The sequence below is a fragment of the Pseudomonas sp. SWI7 genome (genome assembly GCF_006351945.1).
In the GTDB taxonomy this organism is placed as follows: domain Bacteria; phylum Pseudomonadota; class Gammaproteobacteria; order Pseudomonadales; family Pseudomonadaceae; genus Aquipseudomonas; species Aquipseudomonas fulva.
On sequence record NZ_CP040930.1, the window covers coordinates 3,839,626 to 3,860,756 of the forward strand.

Consider the following 21,131-nt stretch of genomic DNA (forward strand, 5'->3'; position numbering starts at 1 on the left):
TACAGATGGTCTACGCTGAACCGGTGGCTTTCGAAATGTCTTGGGTCTTGCCCCGTACATGGGAAGGAAGGGTTACATGCTTGCTCAGCTTCCGCCGGCTTTGCAGAGTCTACACCTGCCGTTGCGTCTCAAATTGTGGGACGGCAACCATTTCGACCTGGGCCCCAGCCCGCAAGTGACCATCCTGGTCAAGGAGCCTCAGCTCATCTCCCAACTCACCCATCCAAGCATGGATGAGTTGGGCACCGCTTTCGTGGAAGGCAAGCTCGAACTCGAAGGCGACATCGGTGAGGCCATCCGTGTCTGCGATGAACTCAGCGAAGCACTGCTACCCGATGATAGCGATCATGCTCCCCAGCGCCTGGCGCATGACAAGCGAACCGATGCCGAAGCCATTTCCTACCACTACGATGTGTCCAACGACTTTTACCGGTTATGGCTGGACCAGGACATGGTTTATTCCTGCGCCTATTTCCGTGAGCCGGACAATACACTGCAACAGGCCCAGCAAGACAAGTTCGATCATCTGTGCCGCAAGCTGCGCTTGGCTGCCGGTGATTACTTGCTGGACGTGGGGTGTGGGTGGGGAGGTCTCGCGCGCTTCGCTGCACGTGAATATGGGGCGAACGTGTTTGGCATCACGTTGAGCAAAGAGCAGCTCAAGCTGGGCAGGGAACGGGTGGAGGCCGAGGGCCTGTCCGACAGCGTAGACCTGCAGATTCTTGATTACCGTGACCTGCCACAAGACGGGCGCTTCGATAAGGTCGTCAGCGTGGGCATGTTCGAGCATGTGGGTCATGCCAATCTACCTTTGTATTGCAAGACGCTGTTCGGCGCAGTGCGCGAAGGCGGCCTCGTCATGAACCATGGCATCACGGCCAAGCATGTGGATGGCCGCCCGGTGGGTCGGGGGGCTGGAGAGTTCATTGACCGTTATGTGTTCCCCCACGGCGAGCTGCCCCACTTGTCGATGATCAGCGCCGCTGTCTGTGAGGCAGGGTTGGAAGTGGTGGATGTGGAAAGCTTGCGCATGCATTACGCCAAGACCCTGCATCACTGGAGCGAGAACCTGGAAAACCAACTGCACAATGCAGCTGCGCTGGTCCCTGAAAAAACATTGCGTATCTGGCGCCTTTATTTGGCAGGTTGCGCGTACGCTTTCGAGAAAGGCTGGATCAACCTGCATCAGATATTGGCGGTCAAACCCTACGCGGATGGCCACCATGACCTATCTTGGACGCGTGAGCACCTTTACCGCTAGCGCCTACCAAACGTGTGCCAAGCGTGACCGACCTCACTTCAAGAGTGAGGTCGTCCCTTGGCGCGCTTTACAATACCGGTGAAATCAACCTTGCGATGCGCATGCCCACTTGCTGTAACCGATGGGTGGCCTCTGTTTCCTCGACCGTAATCTCCCGCGCGTTGGCAAAGTCTTTGTTGAGCATGCGTTCGACCGTATCGGCGAATGCCTTGTCGATGGTGAGCAACGTGATCTCGAAGTTGAGACGGAACGATCGATTATCGAGATTGGCGCTGCCGACAGCACTTATGTCGTCATCCACCAACACGACCTTCTGGTGCAGGAACCCAGGTTGATAACGGAACATGCGAACACCGGCGCGCACCGCTTCGAATGCGAACAGGCTGGAGGCGGCGTATACGATCTTGTGGTCCGGGCGAGACGGGATCAGGACCCGCACATCTACACCGCGTAGTGCCGCCAAACGCAGGGCGGCGAATACCGCTTCATCGGGCACGAAATACGGGCTGGTTATCCAGACTCGATGCTTGGCCGAGTGGATTGCCTCTAGAAAGAACAGCGAGCAGGTTTCCTTGGAGTCTGCAGGGCCGCTGGCCAATGCCTGGCACAGCACACCGTCATCGGGATAGGTGTCCTGGAGGATCAGGGGAGGCAACTGCCGGGTTACCCAGTACCAATCTTCAGCGAACGATTCCTGTAGGCACGCTAGCACTGGCCCGCTGATTTGCACGTGTGTATCTCGCCAGGGTGAAAGCTTGGGGTTGGCCCCCAGGTACTCGTCGCCGACATTGTGACCACCTACAAAGCCGACCAACCCATCTACCACGACGATCTTGCGGTGATTGCGGAAGTTGACTTGAAGGCGATTGAACAGGCCCCGACGGGTAGCGAATGCATGTATTTGCACACCTCCCGCACGAAGCTGCTGGCTGTAGTGGCGGGGCAGGGAATGGCTGCCGACACCGTCATACAATACAAATACCTGAACGCCTTCGGCCGCCTTGCGCAGCAGCAATTGTTGCAAGGCTCGCCCAAGTGCATCGTCATGGATGATGAAAAACTGCACCAGTATGACGCGTGTCGCTTTATCGATGGCTTCGAAAACCGCCTCGAACGTGCGCTTGCCATCAATCAACAGCTCGACCTGATTATTGGCCAGACATGGCATTCGACTGAGTTTGGGCATGGCGCGCAAAGCGGCGTAGCTGTCCGATGCGCGCGCGGCCAGCGCTTCTTCGACCCATGGGCGCCAATTCAAACTGGCCATGGCGACATGCATTTCCTGATTGGCTTGGCGCCTGGCCTTGATGTAGGCATTGAAAGAGCGCGCACCGAATATCAGGTAGGGGATAAGCGTCAGGTAGGGAATGAAAAAAAGTGGCATTGCCCAGGCAATGGCGCCTTGAGCAGTACGGACTGTGAACAACGCATGCAGCGCGGCGATAATACCCAGCAGATGAATCACGCCGAGTAGGTAGCCAAAAAAAAGGGGGCTGTGGTAATCCATATGCATCCTGCTCGTTGAATACACCTTAGGTAACAGAACACGAACGTGGTTCGCCTGCAACAAGCGGTTCGTTTCAACGTCTAACCCAAACATCGTCGGGATGACCGACATTTCCAGGAGTGTGATTTCCATGAAAATTCGTATGCCGTTGCTGGCGCTGGCCTTGTGCGCAGGCAGCGTCACAGCCCAGGCCCAGATGCTTCAACCCGGCTTGTGGGAGCTGACCACTAGCAATATGCAGGTCGACGGTAAGCCGCTACCTGATATGGATTTCATGCTCAGCCAGTTGAAGAACCTACCGCCCGATCAACGGGCGATGATGGAAGGCATGCTTGCCAAGCAAGGTGTCACTGTAGGTGGTAAAGGGGTGCGCTCCTGCCTCACCCCTCAGCAGGTGGCAACCAACGACATTCCGCTGCAGGATCCAAAGTCCGGCTGCACTCAGAAGATCACTGACCGCACCGGTAACGTTTGGAAGTTTCAATTCAGCTGCCCCAAAGCCCAGGGTAATGGCCAGGCCACCTTCCTGAGTGACAAGGAGTTCACCACTCAAGTGAGTGGCACGTTCAATGCGTCCGGTGTTCAGCAGCAGGGCAGCATGAACACACGTGCGGTATGGCTGGGCAATGATTGCGGTACGGTCAAGCCTCGGACGTGATGTTCCACTGCCACTGGCCAGTTGCTACGGCGTCGTGGGCATGCAGACTTTCAGCATGTTCCACGCGCGTCTTGAACCCTTTAATCCATTCGATAGTGCTTAGCGCTTGATACAAGCGTCTCGCTGCGTCCTCGCAAAACATCAGGTTCTGTCCGTTTGCCAACGCAAATGCTTGTTCATCGGCGCGCTTTACCGCAGTTTGTACCGCAGTGCCCAAGGCTTGCTCGGCCGCATCTATGACCTCGGTTATGGGAAGCTCAGGACGATTATCCTCGAGCCTAACGCTTATCTTTGCCATGCTCCTCTGGCTATGAGGCGTTGCTACGATGCCCTCCGAAGTCCCCAACCATGCCAATACCTCTTCGCTGTCCAAAGTTCCTGAGCCGAATCGAGCGTGGAACTGTTGCTGGATAAGCTGTCGAGCGAGCGCCGCCGAGCATGGGCATGTAGACGAATAAGGCACCAAAACAGATAGTTCCACGTGGAACATTTCATGTTCGATCCGTGCATCGATCTCGACGTCATAGCTTTTCCACCCAGCTAGAGGGCTAACCAGGGCAGGCCGCCTGAGTAGGTGTTGGAAGCTCAGGCGCACATATGCCGCAGATGATTGCCCATCATGGCTGCTGAGAAAACTCGCCAAAAGGCGACGCAGCGATAGCGGGCGCAGCGGCTCATGCTCAAGATCTTCAAGCGCTAGGTACAGACGCGACATGTGTATGCCGCGTGAGCTGCCATCTACCAAATTCACCCCAGCATCCACTGTAGCCGCTACCTGACGGCCTCCAATCTGCATTGGCATGGCTATCCCACACATTCCTACCCAGTCCAACGGTGTGGTTGAGTTCATGTGTTGTGCAGCGACGTCAGGAAGCTGGGGCTGGAATTGGGACATGGGATTTCCAAGGCTATGCGTGTATGTGGAACATTGGGTCCACTGCTGATGGGTCGTGTGAGGTAACGGCAGAGCCGTTGGTACTGCGCTGTGAAATGAGCTGGTCAATTCCCAGTTCACCGCACCGAGCATTCGTCAGGAACCACTTGGCTAGATTGTATTGTTACTTTATAACATTATGCAATGCATCGTTTCGAATGCGCCTGTGTGATGAGGTTTTGCCATGTCCAATCGTCTTCCTGTCACTGTGCTCTCCGGTTTTCTGGGCGCAGGCAAAAGCACGCTTCTCAACCATGTGCTGCGCAATCGCGAAGCGCTTCGTGTCGCGGTTATCGTCAATGACATGAGTGAGATCAACATTGACGCCAGCGAAGTTCAGCGCAATGTCACCCTTAACCGCGCCGAAGAAAAGCTGGTGGAAATGAGCAATGGCTGCATCTGCTGCACGTTGCGTGAAGATCTGCTTGAAGAGGTTGCACGGCTGGCCGAGGCGGGGCGCTTCGATTACCTGCTGATTGAATCGACCGGTATCTCAGAGCCGTTGCCTGTGGCTGAAACCTTTACCTTTCGTGATGAGCAAGGCCGCAGCCTGTCGGATCTGGCGCGTCTCGACACCATGGTCACCGTGGTGGATGCCTTGAATTTCATGCGGGATTACCAAGCCGCAGAGAGCCTGGAAAGCAGTGGCCAGACATTGGGGGATGACGATGAACGTTCGATCAGCGACTTGCTGATCGAGCAGGTAGAGTTCGCTGACGTGTTGCTGTTGAGCAAAATCGATCTGGTCAGTCAGGCCGAGCGGGAGGAGCTTTCAGCTATCCTCCGGAGCCTGAACCGCCGAGCCCAGATCATTCCCATGGTCATGGGTCAGGTTCCCCTTGCCAGGATTCTGGACACTGGCTTGTTCGACTTCGACCAGGCGGCGCAAGCGCCTGGCTGGCTGAAGGAGCTGCGCGGTGAACATACACCGGAAACAGAAGAATATGGCATCCAAGCCACTACCTGGACCGCACGCCGGCCTTTTCATCCGCAGCGGTTCCATGACTTTGTACACACACCCTGGAGTAATGGCCGGTTACTGCGTTCCAAAGGGTTCTTCTGGTTGGCGAGCAAATATAAAGAAGCGGGCAGTTGGTCCCAGGCAGGCGGCATGATGCGCCATGGGCTGGCGGGTCGTTGGTGGTGTTTCGTTCCCCGTGAACAGTGGCCTGAGGATGTGGATAACGTTGCTGCCATTCTTGAACATTGGTTACCGGATACTGGCGACTGCCGGCAGGAATTGGTGTTCATAGGGCAAAATATGGACGTGGCGAAATTATCCACAGCCCTTGATCAGTGCCTGTTGACGGATGAAGAAATGGCACTCGAGCCCATGGGTTGGCTGCGTTTTCCTGACCCATTCGGCCCCTGGGACGAACAGGTGGCAGCGTGAGTACGTCAGTGGCTGTGGATATCCGCCAGGTGTTTGGACACACGCCTCAATCAATGGCAGAAGTCCTGCAAGAGGGTGTCAACCTCGCAGTCTGGCAGCGGCAACTTCCACCTCAGCTGCAAGACTTTTCAGAGGTTGTGGCGGGGCTTGGAGGATCGATAACAGACCAGCGTGTGATCGAGGTCGACGAGCATCAGGTCCCAGTGATTGAGGGGCTGCTGTACGAGGCTGTGGATATCCACGGCTATGACGCTTTTGTCGCGGATGTCACGTGGTTGGTTTCGGCTTATAGCTGTTTGCTTGGAGCGCATCGCGTAGGTTTGCGCATACGTGCACTGACCAGTCCGATGTGCCCACGCTTTCATGTGGATAACGTTCCACTGAGGCTAATTACCACTTACGCGGGTCCGGGGAGTGAATATCTACCGGAGCAGGCAGTAGCGCGAGCTGCGTTGTCCACAGGCAATGCTGCTGTGGATAAGGTGATGCGACTGAATACAGGTGACGTTGCCTTGTTCAAGGGCGAGCGCTGGGAGGGCAATGAAGGCGCAGGCGTCGTACATCGTTCCCCGTCAGGTCCACCGCGACTGTTGCTTACGCTTGACTGGCTAGCCTGACAGCGCATAGTTGAGCAAACCGTCTGCTTGAAGAACCATCATGCTTCGCAATATTCCCACCCATGTCATTGCTGGCCCGCTGGGGGCCGGCAAAACGACGGTGATTCATCACCTGCTACAGCAAAAGCCTGACCACGAACGCTGGGCCGTATTGGTCAATGAATTCGGGGCAGTAGGGCTGGATGCGGCACTCTTGTCCACAAGCCAGAACGGTATCTCTATCGCCGAAGTCGCAGGAGGCTGCTTGTGCTGCGTCAATGGGGTTCCGTTCCAGGTAGGGCTGGGTAGGCTTCTGCGCCAGTGCAAGCCGCACAGACTGTTCATAGAGCCCTCCGGGCTGGGCCATCCTCTTCAATTGCTTGATCAATTGGCCCAAGCGCCTTGGACTAATGTGCTGACAATTCAGCCGTTGATAGTCGTCACCACACCCGCATCTCTGCGCAGTGGCAGGCCGTTACCGACGGCTCAATCAGCCGCGTTGGAAGCCTGTGAAACCCTGGTTATCAATAAGTCGGAGTCTGTGGATAAAGATTTTAAGCTGTTGATAAATAAAGAATTCCCAGGGAAAAGGCTGATATGGACGATGCAAGGTCAGCTTCCTTTCGATAGTCTGCCTGTCTATCAAAACAAGATTGTTGACAGCCCTGATAGCGATATCGGGATTGTCGACAATCCACCGAATGCCATGCGTGCTCTTTGGGCAGACCGGCGCGAGCCGATACGTCAGGTAGTTCAAGGAGAGGATGGATGGAGCATAGGCTGGCGCTGGCACCCCCAGCAGCGCTTTTATCCACAGGCCATAGATGAGCTATTGAAGTCGCTGAAGTGGAGGCGTGCCAAGGGTGTTATCCACACAGCACAAGGCAGATGCTCGTTCAATGCACTCGAAGGCAAGTTGGCGCCCTGGCAGCCCAGTGAATGGACAGCCGACAGTCGCCTGGAATTGATTTTCGAGAAGCCTCAGCCTGTGGACGAGTTGGAAGCCCGCTTGCAGAGCTGCCTTATGCCTTGATCAGTTGTGCCAACGGTCATGTTGCTGGCGCCACTGCTGCATTTCGATCACATTGTCCGCCCGCGGGGGCGTCTTGATTTCGAAGGGGTAGGGTGCCAGCTCTATCTGCATGCTGTGCGCGCCGAACTGAGTCACGGTACCAGGGTGACGTTGCTCCCCTGTCACGGTAAATTCGAAGCCATAGAGACGTGCCAGGCGCTTGCGACCCTTGACATCATGCACGAAGGCAATACGTTTGAGCGCGACGGCGTCATCGAGCAACTGAAGGTCAAGCTTTGCGCAATGCTGTTTGACCCTTTCCAAGGCCTTCTCGCGCAGACCGTGGTTGTGCCACAGCCAAGCGCCTGCCGTGGCCATCACCATCAGGACTAACAGGTTCTCCAGGGTCAACATGTGCGTAGGCTCCCAACCGATCGATTCAGCTTAACTGCGTCCCTGGCCTGTCGTACAGGTGGCAATCACGTTCATACTGCGCGTTGCATGATTCTTGAACAGCTTTGGAAATGACTCGCATGAAACGTACCCCGCACCTGCTCGCCATCCAGTCCCATGTGGTGTTCGGCCACGCCGGCAACAGCGCTGCGGTATTCCCCATGCAGCGTATCGGCATCAATGTGTGGCCGCTCAACACGGTGCAGTTCTCCAATCACACTCAGTATGGCCAGTGGAGCGGAGACGTGCTTGCTCCAACGCAAATTCCAGCGTTGGTGGAAGGCATTTCCAACATCGGTGAGCTGGGGGAGTGTGATGCCGTGCTCTCGGGCTACCTCGGCAGTGCCGAGCAGGGGCGCGCGATTCTGGAAGGCGTGGCGCGAATAAAGGCCGTCAACCCGAGGGCGATGTACCTGTGCGATCCAGTCATGGGCCATCCTGAAAAGGGGTGCATCGTATCGCCACAGGTTAGCCAGTTTTTGCTGGAACAAGCGGTCACAAAGGCTGACATCCTGTGCCCTAACCAGCTGGAGCTGGACAGCTTCTGTGGCCGGCGCGCGGCATCACTGGAGGATTGCGTAGGCATGGCTCGCAGTCTTCTGCTCAAAGGGCCCAAGGTTGTGCTGGTCAAGCACCTGGCTTACCCGGGGCGCGCAGAGGACCAGTTCGAGATGCTGTTGGTGACGGCCGAACACAGCTGGCATTTGCGCCGCCCGCTGCTGGCCTTCCCCAAGCAACCGGTAGGCGTGGGTGACCTGACTTCCGGTTTGTTCATGGCGCGGGTGCTGCTTGGCGACAGCTGGGAACAGGCATTCGAGTTTGCAGCCTCCGCCGTACATGAAGTACTGCTGGAAACTCAGGCCTGCGCCAGTTACGAGCTGCAGCTGATACGTGCCCAGGACCGCATCGCCCACCCGCGCGTACGTTTTGAAGCGAGGTTGTTGAACGCCTAGACGCCGTCGGTTTTCAGGTTCTGATAGCGCTTTTCCAGTTCCTGGCGAATCTGCCGTCGCTGCTGGCCTTGCAGGAATCGGCGTTTCTCTTCGCTACTCTGCGGTTGACGCGGGGGAACCGAAACTGGCCGTCGATTATCGTCCACGGCCACCATGGTGAAAAAGCAGCTGTTGGAATGGCGCACCGAGCGTTCACGGATGTTCTCGGTAACGACCTTGATACCGACCTCCATGGAAGTATTGCCGGTGTAGTTCACCGACGCCAGGAAAGTGACCAGCTCGCCTACATGCACCGGCTCGCGAAAGATGACCTGGTCGACTGACAGCGTGACTACATAGGAGCCTGCATAGCGGCTGGCACACGCATACGCGACTTCGTCGAGGTACTTGAGCAGCGTTCCGCCATGTACGTTGCCAGAGAAATTCGCCATGTCGGGTGTCATCAAGACGGTCATGCTCAGCTGGGCGTTTCCAGGTTCCATAAAATGCTCACGGTAAGAGTGTGCGCAATCGCGCCAAAGGCTAGCAGGCGCTCTGTTCTGTTGAAGCGACAGCCTGCGTTTAACGGGACGCTCCCATGCTTTGAAGCGTCACGCTGTTTATGCCAGTGACGGCCTGATAGCAGTCGATCTGTTTCATCATATTGCATCGACAGTTCATGGGAAGGCGCGATGTTAATCTGAGTACGCCCATGCAACATGGGCACGCTTTCAATGAATACAGTGTGTACTCGCTGCTTGCTTGGGCCCGCCTCGGCGCAGGCGCGACCTGCCCGTTAGCACAGCCCAAGACGAGAGAAGGAGAATCACGTCATGCATGCCATCAGCTTCATTCAGGACCTGGCGGTCATCATGCTGGTTGCAGGCGTGGTCACCATTGTTTTTCACCGTCTCAAGCAGCCAGTGGTGCTCGGTTATATCGTCGCCGGTTTCATCATAGGCCCCCACACGCCCCCCTTCGGCCTGATTCACGACGAAGACACCATCAAAACGCTCGCCGAGCTTGGCGTGATTTTCCTGATGTTTTGCCTGGGCCTCGAGTTCAGCCTGCGCAAGCTGTTCAAAGTTGGCGCCACGGCCTTCATAGCAGCTTTTCTGGAAATCGTATTGATGATCTGGATCGGCTTCGAGATTGGGCGTTGGTTCGGCTGGAACACCATGGACTCCTTGTTCCTGGGCGCCATTCTCGCCATTTCCTCGACCACGATCATCGTCAAGGCCCTCAATGACCTGAAGATGAAGAACGAACGGTTTGCACAGCTGATATTCGGCGTGTTGATTGTCGAAGACATCCTGGGTATCGGCATCATCGCACTGCTGTCGGGTATCGCCGTCAGCGGCACCGTCAGTTCGGGGGAGGTCTTTTCAACCGTCGGCAAGCTGTCCTTGTTCATGATCGTTGCCTTGGTGATCGGCATTCTTCTGGTACCGCGCGTACTGGCTTATGTGGCCAAGTTCGAAAGTAACGAGATGCTGCTCATCACAGTGCTGGGTCTGTGCTTCGGATTCTGTCTGCTGGTCGTGAAACTCGAATACAGCATGGTCCTGGGGGCTTTTCTGATTGGTGCCATCATGGCCGAGTCGCGGCAGTTGTTGAAAATCGAGCGTCTGATCGAACCTGTCAGGGATTTGTTCAGCGCCATATTCTTCGTCGCAATTGGCTTGATGATCGATCCGCAGGTATTGGTCGACTACGCTTGGCCGATTGTGGTCATTACCTTGGCCGTTGTACTGGGCAAGATGCTGTCCTGTGGCATGGGCGCTTTCATCGCGGGAAACGACGGGCGCACCTCGTTGCGGGTGGGTATGGGCCTGTCTCAGATCGGCGAGTTTTCATTCATCATTGCGGCCTTAGGGATGACCCTGCAGGTCACCAGCGACTTCCTCTACCCGGTGGCGGTCGCCGTCTCGGCCATTACCACGCTACTGACACCGTATCTGATTCGTGCCGCTGATCCGCTGTCGATAAAACTGGGTAACGTAGTGCCTGGGCGGCTGGCTCGCGTGCTGTCCTTGTATGGGGAGTGGCTGCGCAACATCCAGCCTCAGGGCCAGAGTGCCCTGGTGGCGGCGATGATACGGCGCATATTGTTGCAGGTCGGCGTGAACCTGGCGTTGGTCATCGCCATATTCTTCAGCGGCGGTTACTTCGCAGGGCGGCTTGGCACTTGGCTCAGCCAGTGGATCAGCGATGTGAGCCAGCAGAAGGCGGTGATCTGGGGGGCTGCATTACTGCTTTCGCTACCTTTTCTGATCGCGGCTTACCGCAAACTCAAAGCGCTATCGATGCTGCTGGCCGAAATGGGCGTCAAGCCTGAAATGGCTGGGCGCCATACTCAGCGCGTACGGCGCGTGATTGCTGAAGTCATTCCGCTGATTTCGCTGCTGGTGATCTTTTTGCTGCTGTCGGCGTTGTCGGCGAGCATTCTACCCACCAACGAGCTATTGCTGATCATTGCCATCGTGGCAGCGGTGGTGGTCGCTTTGTTATGGCGTTGGTTCATTCGGGTGCATACACGCATGCAGATTGCGTTACTCGAAACGCTGGAGAACAATCGGGACAACGGCCACTGACCCCAGTGGCGTCTGCTGCAGACGGGCCGTAATCACGGCCCGCAAGGTCCTTCGACCGAGGTGGGGGTGAGGCTGATCAGCTCTCTAGCCACACGTCCCGTGCCCAATGCCAAACCGATTCCCAGCTGTCCTCACCGACGAGTTCCTCATCGGCATCCCACAGCACCACGGTGCCATCTTCCTCGACGCAATAGTAATTGTCGCCATCCCGGCACAGCGGAATCAGTTCCCGAGGCACCCCGGCGTCCCAGGCATTTGCAGCAACGTCCGGGAGGTAGGTGTGTGACTGAGGGTCAGTCACCGTGACAGGTTCCAGCGAGCCATAGACCACATCGCTGACGTTCAGCAGGAACTCCTTGAACACGAACGGAATGTTGATGAACAGCTGCTCTTCGATTTCAACCAACTGATCCTCGTCTGGAAGCTCAAGGGGGACCGGTACTGGCTCGTTGGCTTCACGGAGTTGTTCAATCACTTCTTCCACGATTCACTTCCTCTGACCTAGATGACAACGCTGCGGGTTATACCCTAGTAGTGCGCTATGGCAAAAGCAAAAACCCCGGTAGGCCCGGAATGCTGTTCACTTGAAATGGTTGGGGCCGCTTTACGGCCCATCGCGGCACAAGGCCGCTCCTACATTGACCGCGTGGCACCCGAATTGACGGCATCACGAGACCTTACAGGAGCGGCCTTTTGCCGCGATGGGCTGCAGAGCAGCCCCAAAAGTAATAGCTTACGGATACGCCCGTGGTTTTTGGACCGGATTAACCGTTTTGACGGATACCCGCGACCAGCCAAGGCTGGTTCTCGCCCTTGGCACGTACCATGTGCCAGCTTTCGCTGAACTGTTCACCTTGGTCGAAGCGCGAGTTCTTCGATACGCCGCGGAAGGTGAGAGTAGCGTCAGTACGGTCGTCACGCTCATCGACGCCGTCCAGCTGTACATCGAGGTTGTCGATGTAGGTGGACTGGAAGCCATCACCCAGCTCGGCACGCTCGCGCTTGAGGAACTCAAGCATCTGCGGGGTCACGAACTCGGCGATCTTGTCCATTTCATTGGCGTCCCAGTGCTGCTGCAGCGACTGGAAGTGATTGCGGGCAGCTGCCAGGAAGCTTTGTTCATTGAACCAGGCTGGCGCGTTGATGACAGGCGATGGCGCTGCCGCCGGCGCAGTCGAACCGCCGAAAATGTTTGGCTGTGCAGGCTGACCCTGTGCTTCACGCTGCATGGGGGCATTGCCAGGCATGGCCATGTGTGGCTGCTGCTGACGTCGCCGTGCGGCGATGAAGCGGAACACCAGGAAGGCGATGAGCGCGATGATCAGGAAGTCCATGATCTGGAAGCCTTCGAAGCCGTCACCCATGAACATGGATGCCAGCAGACCACCGGCGGCCAAGCCCGCCAGAGGGCCCAACCAGCGCGAAGCACCGCTGGCGGCGGCCGGTGCGCGGCCAGGAGCGGTCGGCGCGGCGGCAGGCGTGTTCGGCGTAGCTTGACGGGTCTGGTGAATGGGCGCGGAGCCAGCGCTCTTGCCGCCGCCGAATCGCTTGGCGTTGGCGTCCAGGCTCAGCGTCAGGCCGACGCAGAGCGCCAGTGCGATGCTAAGAAAACGTTGCATAAATGGGATATCCCCTGTTGTGGATTGCACGCGCGTCATGGTGCACATGTTCCAAGGCATATGACCAGCGACATAATGTTTCGAGCTTTTGCTTGGTATGACCTATTTGAGCAAGCAACGGCGCAGGCGTTCAAACCTGGGTGCGCCCCTGGGCCGATGCTTGCCTTCAGATGGCTTCAAGCTTGGCGTAGCCCATCATCAACCACTTGCTGCCTTCGGCAAAATTGACCTGTACACGTGCCTGGGCCCCGGAGCCTTCGAAATTCAGGATGACCCCTTCACCGAAAACGGAATGCTGTACACGCTGGCCAAGGCTGAATGCGGTTTCGGGAATATCCGCATTGGCAAACAGGTGGCTGTTGAGGGCGGTCTTCGGGGTGCCGAACGGGCGGCTGACGCTGTTCGACAGACGTACCTCCTGCACCAGACCAGCAGGAATCTCGCGTACGAAGCGAGATACCTTGTTGTAGGTTTCACTACCGTACAGCCGTCTTGTCTCGGCATAGGTCATGACCAGCTGATGCATGGCGCGGGTGATGCCCACGTAGGCCAGGCGACGTTCTTCTTCAAGACGACCTGGCTCCTCCAGGCTCATCTTGTGCGGGAACAGGCCTTCCTCCATGCCCACCAGGAACACGTAGGGGAACTCCAGGCCTTTGGCACTGTGCAAGGTCATCAGCTGCACACTGTCCTCGTGCTCGTCAGCCTGCGTATCGCCGGCTTCTAGCGAAGCGTGACCCAGGAAGGCGGACAGTGGGGAGAGGTCGGCGTCTTCTTCGGTCGATTCGAAGTTGCGCGCTGCGCTAACCAGTTCCTCAAGGTTTTCCACCCGTGCCTGACCCTTTTCACCTTTTTCTTCCTGGTGATAGATGATCAGCCCGGATTGTTCGAGGGTGGTTTGCGTCATGGTATGCAGCGGCATGTCTTCGACTTTGGCTGCAAGCCCGTCGATCAGCTCGATGAATGCACCCAGGGCGCTGGCAGCCCGGCCCTTGAGCGCCTTTGCTGCGATCAGCTGGCACATCGCCTGCCACATCGATACCTGGCTGTGACGTGCATGCTCGCGAATGGCCTCGACGGTTTTCTCGCCAATACCGCGTGGCGGCACGTTGATCACGCGCTCCAGCGCGGCATCGTTACCGCGGCCTTCAATCAGTCGCAGGTAGGCCATGGCATTCTTGATCTCTGCCCGCTCGAAGAAGCGCTGGCCACCATAGATGCGGTACGGAATCCGCTCGCGCAGCAAGGCTTCCTCAAGCACCCGCGACTGGGCGTTCGAGCGATACAGAATAGCCATTTCGTCACGCGCGTTGCCTTGCTTGATCAGGCTTTCAATGGTCTCGACCACATAACGCGCTTCGTCATGTTCGTTGTAGGCGGCGTACAGCGTAATGGGTTCACCCTCACCCATGTCGGTCCACAATTCCTTGCCTAAACGCCCGCTGTTATTGGCGATCAGGGCGTTGGCAGCCTTGAGGATGCCACCGGTGGAGCGGTAGTTCTGCTCCAGGCGGATCGTCTCGGCATCTGGGAAGTCGGCCGTGTACTGGTGGATGTTCTCGATCTTCGCCCCGCGCCAGCCGTAGATCGACTGATCGTCATCACCCACCGCCATCAGGCTGTCACCACCGCGGGCCAGCAGACGTAGCCAGGCGTACTGCACGGCGTTGGTGTCCTGGAACTCATCGACCAGTACGTGACGGAAGCGGCGCTGGTAGTGGGCCAACAGGCCTGGGTGATCGCGCCACAAATCCAGGGCGCGCAGCAGCAATTCGGAAAAATCGATGACACCCGCGCGCTCGCAGGCCTGCTCATAGGCGGTATAGACGTCGCGCATGGTGGTCAAGAACAGGTCGCCGCCTGGCTGAATGTGCTGCGGGCGCAGGCCTTCGTCTTTCTGGCCGTTGATGAACCATTGAGCCTGGCGTGCCGGCCACTTCTGTTCGTCCAGCCCCAACTCGCGCATCACCCGTTTGACCAGGCGCTGCTGATCGTCGCTGTCCAGAATCTGGAAGTTCTGCACAAGCCCCGCTTCCTGCCAGTGAGCACGCAAGAGCCGATGCGCCAGACCGTGGAATGTCCCCACCCACATTCCTGCAGGGTTGATGCCCAACAGTTGCTCGATCCGGTGGCGCATTTCCGCAGCAGCCTTGTTGGTGAAGGTCACCGACAGGATCGAATGCGGCGATGCCTGCTCCACCTGGATAAGCCAGGCGATGCGGTGCACCAGCACACGTGTTTTACCGGAACCGGCGCCAGCAAGCACCAGTTGACGCCCGACCGTGGCCGCTACAGCCTGGCGTTGGGCGTCATTGAGGGAATTCAGCAGGAGGGAGAGGTCATCTGTGCTCATCTCGACATTCTAGGGGGAGGCCGAGCCAGGGGCAAACACCTACTGTATAAATGTTCACCTTCATCCCCTGCCGTTCATCGCGACCATCGCGCCCGGCTCAAGCCAAGGCTCGATCCTGGGCGTACGGGCCGCCTACATCAGTTGGGCGCTTGAATGTCCTCGATGGCGATCCGCAGGTTGTCACTTCCGTGAATGATTTCCAGCGTCTTGAAACCGCTCGCGCCCTCATGGACGTACTCAACGGTCTTTTCGGTCATCACTGACATGGCGATGACACCGGTGTCTACCAGCTTGAGTTCCAGGACCTCCCAGCCACCTCGGTGGCGTCTGACCGGTTCGACCAGCACTGGTTCGTACGCCGGGCTGGGAACGGTGACGACGCCGTGAACCCTGAAGGACGTTTGGCCGCCAGCGGTTTGGTTGTAAGCAACGAAGTTCTTGAGTGTGCTCATGGGAGCCTCCTTGATGATAAGTAGCGCAAACGCGCATCGCTACTGTCGCTGCTTTCAAGGAAACCTTCGATTGGGCAACGCTTCATGCATGCCAGTGTCTGCCGTGTCGGGCCAGTAGGCTATTGGCCTGCTCCGGGCCACTGCTCCCGGCAGGATACGAGCGCGGGGCCTGGAAATGCTCCTCCCAGCCTTCTATGATGGGGTCAATCCACGCCCAGGCAGCTTCTACTTCATCCCGGCGCATGAACAAGGTCGAATCGCCTTCGAGTACGTCCAGCAGCAAGCGTTCGTAGGCCTCCCAGCGGCGCGTCTGGCTGAAAACCTGGGCCAGGTTCAAGTCCAGATCGACCGGCTCCAGGCGCATGCCCTTGCCTGGGGTCTTGGTCATCATCCGCAGGCTGATCCGCTCGTCTGGCTGCAACTGGATCAGTAGCTGGTTCACCTGACCCCCTTCGAACAGTTCGTGCGGAACGGGTTTGAACTGGAGCACAATTTGCGAAGAACGCCTTGCCATGCGTTTACCTGTACGCAAATAGAACGGCACCCCGGCCCAGCGCCAGTTGTCGATGTGTGCTTCTATGGCGACAAAGGTCTCGGTGTCGCTGTCATTGTCGACGTCTTTTTCGAAGTAGTACGCGCATACCTCCTGACCGCCGATGTGCCCGGCACCGTACTGACCTCGAACGGTTTTCTCCTGAACGTCTTGCCCAGTAATCGGCTGAAGCGCCCGCAGTATTTTCACCTTCTCGTCACGCACTGCCTCCGCCTCGAACTGGGCCGGCGGTTCCATGGCTACCAGGCAGAGCAGCTGGAGCAGATGGTTTTGCAACATGTCGCGCATTGCGCCTGCACGATCGTAGTAGCCGCCACGGTTTTCTACGCCCAGCGTCTCGCCGACACTTATCTGGACGTGATCGACCTGGCCGTTGCGCCAGACGGGTTCGAGCAGTGCGTTGGCGAACCGCAGCGCCATGAGGTTCTGTACGGTTTCCTTGCCCAGGTAATGGTCGATACGAAAAACCTGTCGCTCTTCAAATACCGCTCCGATCGCTTCGTTGATGGCAGTGGCCGACGACAAGGACTGACCGATCGGCTTTTCCAGCACGATACGTGCTTCGCTGTCGGCGAGACCGGCGATGTGCAGATGACTTGCAATGGGAGCGAACAACGAAGGCGCGGTGGCAAGGTAGAAGATCCGCATCAGGCCCCCTGGCTCACCCAGGTAGCGCGCCAGCCGAACGAAATCAGCACTCTGTGTCGCATCCATCGCGAAATAGTCGACCCGTGCACAAAACCGACGCCAGATTTCTTCGTCAAAGTCGCGGCGAGCGATTTGTGCCCGACAATGTCGCTCTGCAAGTTTGAGGTAGTCATCGCGCAGCAGGTGGCGTCTGGCCAGGGCGATTATCCGCACGGCTGGGTCCAGACGGCTTTCGCGAAACAGGTGGTAGAGCGCTGGCAGCAACTTGTGCAGGGCCAGGTCACCCGTGCCACCGAAGACCAGAATGTCGCAAGGAATAGTCAAACCACCACGCTCCACGTTCGTTTAACTGGGCGGGTTGCCGTCCATGTAGTATAACTACAAGAAAGCTACAACCCGGCCAGTCGATCATAACCCGAGTCCAGCCCGTGAATCTGTTGCAACATATCGCCCAATCGCGCCACCTGCTGCGCAAATCGGAACTGAAAGTGGCCGATCATGTGCTGCTGGACCCAGCCGCCGTCATGCACAGCTCGATGGCAGACCTGGCCCACAGTGTCGGCATCAGTGAACCGACCATTGTGCGTTTTTGCAGGGCCATCGGGTGCTCGGGTTTCCAGGACCTGAAGTTGAAACTGGCGCAGAGCCTGGCCGCCGGGGCCAGTTTTGGTCAGTTCGCTATTCATGAAGACGACTCCGTCGCCGATTACAGCCTGAAGATATTCGACACGACCTTGCATACCCTGATGGAGGTACGCGAGCACCTTGACCCACAGGCGCTGCAGCAGGCCGTCAGCGCCATGGCACAGGCGCAGCGTGTGGAGTTCTATGGTTTCGGCGCATCCGGGGCCGTGGCAGCAGATGCCCAGCACAAGTTCTTCCGTTTGCTGCTCAGCGCGGCGGCGTACTCCGACCCGCACATGCAGGCCATGTCTGCGGTGACGCTCAAGCCTGGCGATGTGGCGGTGTGCATTTCGCAATCAGGCCGTTCGAAGGACTTGCTGATCACGGCCAACCTGGTCCGCGAAAGCGGCGCCAATCTGATCACGCTGTGCCCCAGCCAGACCCCGTTGGCCGAACTGTCCACGGTCAACCTGGCCATTGACGTTCACGAAGACACCGAGATCTATACGCCCCTGACCTCGCGCATTGCCCATCTGGTGGTCATCGACGTGCTGGCCATGGGCGTTGCCATGGCGCGCGGGCCAAGCCTGGTCAACCACCTCAAGAGCGTGAAGCGCAGCCTACGTAGCCTGCGACTCTCGCCCAAGTCGATCAAGGCTCATGACGACTGAGGCCTGCTTCGGTTCTTCGAGTAGAAGCCATCATCGGTCACGACGCTGTCATCATCGCGCCTCCAAACGGTAAAACCGCTGGGTCAGTCTGAGCCTTCCGCATCCTTTCTGGGAATCAGGCAATGGCTCGTGACCACGACGGTATCTACCAACCTAACGCCAAGGCTCGCAAGCAGCAGGAAAAGGACCAGCGACGCATGGCGTATCGCCGCGCCATCGAAAGCTACTGTGACCAACGGCAGCTCCTGCGTGATGTCGCCGATTACCCTGACTTCGAAGGGCTCACTGCCTGGCAGACAGCGGCACCGACTGACCTGAAAATCGCTCGACCAATGCGCTGATCAGTGACCGCTCGCTGCGTATGAACGCCTGAAAGGCGAGTGCGACCGGCGATTGCCGCTTGGCCTTGGATTGAACGACGCACCAGCTGCGGTACAGCGGTAATTCTTCGACGGGCAGTTCGATTAGGTTTCTCGTGGCCAGCTCCATGTTCACGGCATGGCGGGTCAACAACGCGATGCCCAGCCCGGCGATCACGCATTCACGCTGGGCATCGGCCGAGGCCACTTCGAGGGTTTGCGTGAAGTGCACGCGCTTTTCCTTGAAATATTCCTCACAGGCCTTGCGTGTGCCTGAGCCTTGTTCGCGTACCAGCAGCGTGTGGGGCTCGAGGTCCTGCAGGCGCAGCTGCGGCAGCCTGCACAGGGCATGCTCGGGCGGTGCGACGGCGATGATCGGGTTGTTCAGGAACGGCAGGAAGTCCAGCCCCATGTCCTGCGGTACCATGGACATGATGATCAGGTCATCACGGTTATCGGACAGCCGCCTGATGGCCTGTGCCCGGTTGACCACGGTCAAGGTCAAGTTGACCTCCGGATGGCGCTGCTTGAATGCCGCGAACAGATGCGGCACGAAGTACTTGGCGCTGGACTCGATCGCCAGCTTCAACTGCCCTTGCAAAGACCCCTGCATGTCCGACAACTGCATATCCAGGCTTTCCAGACGCCCGAAGATGTCGTGACTGGCGCGTTGCAGCGCTTCGGCGGCTTCCGTGAGGTACAACTTCTTGCCCACGTATTCGAACAACGGCTGGCCAATCAGCTCTTCGAGTTGGCGGATCTGTAGACTAACGGCGGGTTGCGTGAGTGCCATCTCTTCGGCCGCGCGGCTATAGGAGCGAAGGTCACACACCTCATTGAAGATCTGCAACTGGCGCAATGTCATACGCATCAAGGACTTACGCATTTTATTCGTCTCGTCGGCAATACCTTGTAACTTCACTATAAGCTTTTGCTAATACTGTCCCTAACAAATATTGATTTTTGTTTATCGACCTACAGCGCTAGGGTGAATCTGCGACTGGCCAAACAACAACGGGTCACGCGCCGACCGGTAGAACCGTGTCGACTGTTCATACGGCTTTGGGAAGAATCCAGTGATAAAAAAAATCCTGATCGCCAACCGAGGTGAAATTGCAGTTCGGATCGTGCGCGCTTGCGCCGAAATGGGCATCCGCTCGGTAGCGATCTTTTCCGACGCCGACCGGCATGCGCTGCATGTAAAGCGTGCAGACGAGGCTTACAGCATTGGCGCAGAGCCACTGGCCGGTTATTTGAACCCGCGCAAGCTGGTGAACCTGGCCGTGGAAACGGGCTGCGATGCCCTGCACCCTGGCTATGGTTTTCTCTCGGAAAACGCGGAGTTGGCCGAGATCTGCGCCGAGCGCGGGATCAAGTTCATCGGGCCCGCTGCCGACGTCATTCGCCGCATGGGCGACAAGACCGAAGCGCGCCGCACCATGATCGCCGCAGGCGTTCCGGTCACCCCTGGCACAGAGGGTAACGTCGCCGACATTCACGAGGCGCTCAGTGAAGGCGATCGCATTGGTTATCCGGTCATGCTCAAGGCGACGTCGGGCGGTGGCGGCCGTGGTATCCGCCGCTGCAACAGCCGTGAAGAATTGGAGCAGAACTTCCCGCGTGTGATCTCCGAGGCCACCAAGGCATTCGGTTCGGCAGAAGTGTTCCTGGAAAAGTGCATCGTCAACCCCAAGCACATCGAGGCGCAGATTCTCGGCGACAGCTTTGGCAACGTCGTGCACTTGTTCGAGCGCGACTGCTCCATCCAGCGGCGTAACCAGAAGCTCATCGAAATTGCTCCGAGCCCTCAACTCACGCCCGAGCAACGCGCATACATCGGCGACCTGGCAGTGCGTGCAGCCAAGGCGGTGGACTACGAGAATGCCGGTACCGTGGAGTTTCTGCTGGCCGATGGCGAAGTGTACTTCATGGAAATGAACACACGCGTGCAGGTCGAGCACACCATCACCGAGGAAATCACCGGTATCGATATCGTGCGTGAGCAGATCCGCATCGCATCGGGCCTGCCCCTGTCGGTGAAGCAGGAAGATATCCAGCACCGTGGTTATGCCCTGCAGTTTCGGATCAATGCCGAAGACCCGAAGAACAACTTCCTGCCCAGCTTTGGCAAGATCACCCGTTATTACGCGCCGGGTGGCCCAGGTGTACGTACCGATACCGCCATTTACACCGGCTACACCATTCCACCGTTCTACGACTCGATGTGCCTGAAGCTGGTGGTGTGGGCATTGACGTGGGAGGAGGCCATGGATCGCGGCCTGCGGGCCTTGGATGACATGCGCGTTCAGGGGGTCAAGACCACCGCGGCGTACTACCAGGAAATCCTGCGTAATCCGGAATTTCGCAGCGGTCAGTTCAACACCAGCTTCGTTGAGACCCACCCGGAACTGACCAACTATTCGATCAAGCGCAAACCCGAAGAGCTGGCCCTGGCCATCGCTGCCGCCATCGCCGCCCACGCAGGCATTTGAATACAGCTGCACGCTGCGAA

Annotated in this window: 20 protein-coding genes; 10 read left to right on the forward strand and 10 right to left on the reverse strand. The window is 57.7% G+C overall.

Annotated features, from left to right (window positions below):
• Positions 1–76: 76 nt before the first annotated feature.
• The gene (gene cfaB / locus FH041_RS17500) at positions 77–1,261 is read left to right on the forward strand and encodes a C17 cyclopropane fatty acid synthase CfaB (RefSeq protein ID WP_140174900.1); all 1,185 of its coding nucleotides are present in this window, start codon (positions 77–79) and stop codon (positions 1,259–1,261) included.
• A 67-nt stretch (positions 1,262–1,328) separates the two neighbouring features.
• On the opposite strand, the gene cls is transcribed toward cfaB, so the two are convergent.
• Positions 1,329–2,768, reverse strand: a complete 1,440-nt coding sequence (cls, locus tag FH041_RS17505) for a cardiolipin synthase (protein ID WP_088522812.1) — start codon at positions 2,766–2,768, stop codon at positions 1,329–1,331.
• Positions 2,769–2,898: 130 nt separating this feature from the next.
• On the opposite strand from cls, the gene FH041_RS17510 reads away from it, so the two are divergent.
• Positions 2,899–3,426 carry a DUF3617 domain-containing protein gene (locus tag FH041_RS17510; RefSeq protein WP_027913319.1) on the forward strand — a complete coding sequence of 176 codons (528 nt, stop codon included), beginning with the start codon at positions 2,899–2,901 and terminating at the stop codon, positions 3,424–3,426.
• Here the strand turns inward: FH041_RS17510 and folE2 are convergent.
• Positions 3,410–4,321, reverse strand: a complete 912-nt coding sequence (folE2, locus tag FH041_RS17515; RefSeq protein WP_028686802.1) for a GTP cyclohydrolase FolE2 — start codon at positions 4,319–4,321, stop codon at positions 3,410–3,412. The genes FH041_RS17510 and folE2 overlap by 17 nt on opposite strands.
• A gap of 223 nt (positions 4,322–4,544) precedes the next feature.
• Here folE2 and zigA point away from each other — a divergent pair, with 223 nt between their 5' ends.
• From zigA to FH041_RS17530, 3 genes are read left to right on the forward strand one after another with little or no spacing between them, the layout of a single operon-like run.
• Positions 4,545–5,753 carry a zinc metallochaperone GTPase ZigA gene (zigA, locus tag FH041_RS17520; RefSeq protein ID WP_028686801.1) on the forward strand — a complete coding sequence of 403 codons (1,209 nt, stop codon included), beginning with the start codon at positions 4,545–4,547 and terminating at the stop codon, positions 5,751–5,753.
• A 53-nt stretch (positions 5,754–5,806) separates the two neighbouring features.
• Positions 5,807–6,370 carry a DUF1826 domain-containing protein gene (locus tag FH041_RS17525; protein ID WP_042139011.1) on the forward strand — a complete coding sequence of 188 codons (564 nt, stop codon included), beginning with the start codon at positions 5,807–5,809 and terminating at the stop codon, positions 6,368–6,370.
• A 40-nt stretch (positions 6,371–6,410) separates the two neighbouring features.
• On the forward strand, positions 6,411–7,382 hold the full coding sequence (locus FH041_RS17530) for a GTP-binding protein (protein WP_028686799.1): 972 nt from the start codon (positions 6,411–6,413) through the stop codon (positions 7,380–7,382).
• Here the strand turns inward: FH041_RS17530 and FH041_RS17535 are convergent, their stop codons facing one another.
• On the reverse strand, positions 7,383–7,775 hold the full coding sequence (locus tag FH041_RS17535) for a DUF3301 domain-containing protein (RefSeq protein WP_028686798.1): 393 nt from the start codon (positions 7,773–7,775) through the stop codon (positions 7,383–7,385).
• 119 nt (positions 7,776–7,894) lie between these two features.
• Here FH041_RS17535 and pdxY point away from each other — a divergent pair, with 119 nt between their 5' ends.
• On the forward strand, positions 7,895–8,767 hold the full coding sequence (gene pdxY / locus FH041_RS17540; RefSeq protein WP_028686797.1) for a pyridoxal kinase PdxY: 873 nt from the start codon (positions 7,895–7,897) through the stop codon (positions 8,765–8,767).
• Here the strand turns inward: pdxY and FH041_RS17545 are convergent.
• The gene (locus FH041_RS17545; protein ID WP_023532667.1) at positions 8,764–9,249 is read right to left on the reverse strand and encodes an acyl-CoA thioesterase; all 486 of its coding nucleotides are present in this window, start codon (positions 9,247–9,249) and stop codon (positions 8,764–8,766) included. The two genes, pdxY and FH041_RS17545, sit on opposite strands and share 4 nt — an antisense overlap.
• Positions 9,250–9,579: 330 nt before the next feature.
• Here FH041_RS17545 and FH041_RS17555 point away from each other — a divergent pair, with 330 nt between their 5' ends.
• Complete coding sequence (locus FH041_RS17555; protein ID WP_028686796.1) at positions 9,580–11,340, forward strand: cation:proton antiporter; 1,761 nt, start codon at positions 9,580–9,582, stop codon at positions 11,338–11,340.
• Between the two features lie 76 nt (positions 11,341–11,416).
• On the opposite strand, the gene FH041_RS17560 is transcribed toward FH041_RS17555, so the two are convergent.
• The 5 genes from FH041_RS17560 to zwf form a co-directional block, all read right to left on the reverse strand.
• Positions 11,417–11,824 carry an SMI1/KNR4 family protein gene (locus tag FH041_RS17560; RefSeq protein ID WP_140174902.1) on the reverse strand — a complete coding sequence of 136 codons (408 nt, stop codon included), beginning with the start codon at positions 11,822–11,824 and terminating at the stop codon, positions 11,417–11,419.
• Positions 11,825–12,104: 280 nt separating this feature from the next.
• Positions 12,105–12,959 (reverse strand): Tim44 domain-containing protein, encoded by an 855-nt coding sequence (locus tag FH041_RS17565; protein WP_027913326.1) that lies wholly within the window; start codon positions 12,957–12,959, stop codon positions 12,105–12,107.
• 166 nt (positions 12,960–13,125) lie between these two features.
• Positions 13,126–15,312, reverse strand: a complete 2,187-nt coding sequence (gene uvrD, locus FH041_RS17570) for a DNA helicase II (RefSeq protein WP_027913327.1) — start codon at positions 15,310–15,312, stop codon at positions 13,126–13,128.
• Between the two features lie 137 nt (positions 15,313–15,449).
• The gene (locus FH041_RS17575; protein ID WP_027913328.1) at positions 15,450–15,764 is read right to left on the reverse strand and encodes a hypothetical protein; all 315 of its coding nucleotides are present in this window, start codon (positions 15,762–15,764) and stop codon (positions 15,450–15,452) included.
• Between the two features lie 82 nt (positions 15,765–15,846).
• Positions 15,847–17,289: a glucose-6-phosphate dehydrogenase gene (zwf, locus tag FH041_RS17580; protein ID WP_027913329.1), complete on the reverse strand. Its 1,443-nt coding sequence runs from the start codon at positions 17,287–17,289 to the stop codon at positions 15,847–15,849.
• Between the two features lie 104 nt (positions 17,290–17,393).
• Between zwf and hexR the strand changes: the two genes are divergently transcribed.
• Together hexR and FH041_RS17590 are read left to right on the forward strand one after the other, a co-directional pair.
• Entirely contained in the window at positions 17,394–18,260 is an 867-nt protein-coding gene (gene hexR / locus FH041_RS17585) for a transcriptional regulator HexR (RefSeq protein ID WP_023532857.1), read from the forward strand.
• 122 nt (positions 18,261–18,382) lie between these two features.
• Positions 18,383–18,601 (forward strand): PA3496 family putative envelope integrity protein, encoded by a 219-nt coding sequence (locus FH041_RS17590; RefSeq protein ID WP_080992801.1) that lies wholly within the window; start codon positions 18,383–18,385, stop codon positions 18,599–18,601.
• Here the strand turns inward: FH041_RS17590 and FH041_RS17595 are convergent.
• Positions 18,543–19,505 (reverse strand): LysR family transcriptional regulator, encoded by a 963-nt coding sequence (locus tag FH041_RS17595; RefSeq protein WP_027913330.1) that lies wholly within the window; start codon positions 19,503–19,505, stop codon positions 18,543–18,545. The two genes, FH041_RS17590 and FH041_RS17595, sit on opposite strands and share 59 nt — an antisense overlap.
• A 190-nt stretch (positions 19,506–19,695) precedes the next feature.
• On the opposite strand from FH041_RS17595, the gene FH041_RS17600 reads away from it, so the two are divergent.
• Positions 19,696–21,111 carry an acetyl-CoA carboxylase biotin carboxylase subunit gene (locus tag FH041_RS17600; protein WP_027913331.1) on the forward strand — a complete coding sequence of 472 codons (1,416 nt, stop codon included), beginning with the start codon at positions 19,696–19,698 and terminating at the stop codon, positions 21,109–21,111.
• The last annotated feature ends 20 nt before the right edge of the window (positions 21,112–21,131 follow it).

Excerpts from the sequence above, each read along its gene's own strand:
- cfaB (WP_140174900.1), top strand. The coding sequence starts at position 77 with ATGCTTGCTCAGCTTCCGCCGGCTTTGCAGAGTCTACACCTGCCGTTG.
- cls (WP_088522812.1), bottom strand. The coding sequence starts at position 2,768 with ATGGATTACCACAGCCCCCTTTTTTTTGGCTACCTACTCGGCGTGATT.
- FH041_RS17510 (WP_027913319.1), top strand. The coding sequence starts at position 2,899 with ATGAAAATTCGTATGCCGTTGCTGGCGCTGGCCTTGTGCGCAGGCAGC.
- folE2 (WP_028686802.1), bottom strand. The coding sequence starts at position 4,321 with ATGTCCCAATTCCAGCCCCAGCTTCCTGACGTCGCTGCACAACACATG.
- zigA (WP_028686801.1), top strand. The coding sequence starts at position 4,545 with ATGTCCAATCGTCTTCCTGTCACTGTGCTCTCCGGTTTTCTGGGCGCA.
- FH041_RS17525 (WP_042139011.1), top strand. The coding sequence starts at position 5,807 with ATGGCAGAAGTCCTGCAAGAGGGTGTCAACCTCGCAGTCTGGCAGCGG.
- FH041_RS17530 (WP_028686799.1), top strand. The coding sequence starts at position 6,411 with ATGCTTCGCAATATTCCCACCCATGTCATTGCTGGCCCGCTGGGGGCC.
- FH041_RS17535 (WP_028686798.1), bottom strand. The coding sequence starts at position 7,775 with ATGTTGACCCTGGAGAACCTGTTAGTCCTGATGGTGATGGCCACGGCA.
- pdxY (WP_028686797.1), top strand. The coding sequence starts at position 7,895 with ATGAAACGTACCCCGCACCTGCTCGCCATCCAGTCCCATGTGGTGTTC.
- FH041_RS17545 (WP_023532667.1), bottom strand. The coding sequence starts at position 9,249 with ATGGAACCTGGAAACGCCCAGCTGAGCATGACCGTCTTGATGACACCC.
- FH041_RS17555 (WP_028686796.1), top strand. The coding sequence starts at position 9,580 with ATGCATGCCATCAGCTTCATTCAGGACCTGGCGGTCATCATGCTGGTT.
- FH041_RS17565 (WP_027913326.1), bottom strand. The coding sequence starts at position 12,959 with ATGCAACGTTTTCTTAGCATCGCACTGGCGCTCTGCGTCGGCCTGACG.
- uvrD (WP_027913327.1), bottom strand. The coding sequence starts at position 15,312 with ATGAGCACAGATGACCTCTCCCTCCTGCTGAATTCCCTCAATGACGCC.
- FH041_RS17575 (WP_027913328.1), bottom strand. The coding sequence starts at position 15,764 with ATGAGCACACTCAAGAACTTCGTTGCTTACAACCAAACCGCTGGCGGC.
- FH041_RS17590 (WP_080992801.1), top strand. The coding sequence starts at position 18,383 with ATGGCTCGTGACCACGACGGTATCTACCAACCTAACGCCAAGGCTCGC.
- FH041_RS17595 (WP_027913330.1), bottom strand. The coding sequence starts at position 19,505 with ATGCGTAAGTCCTTGATGCGTATGACATTGCGCCAGTTGCAGATCTTC.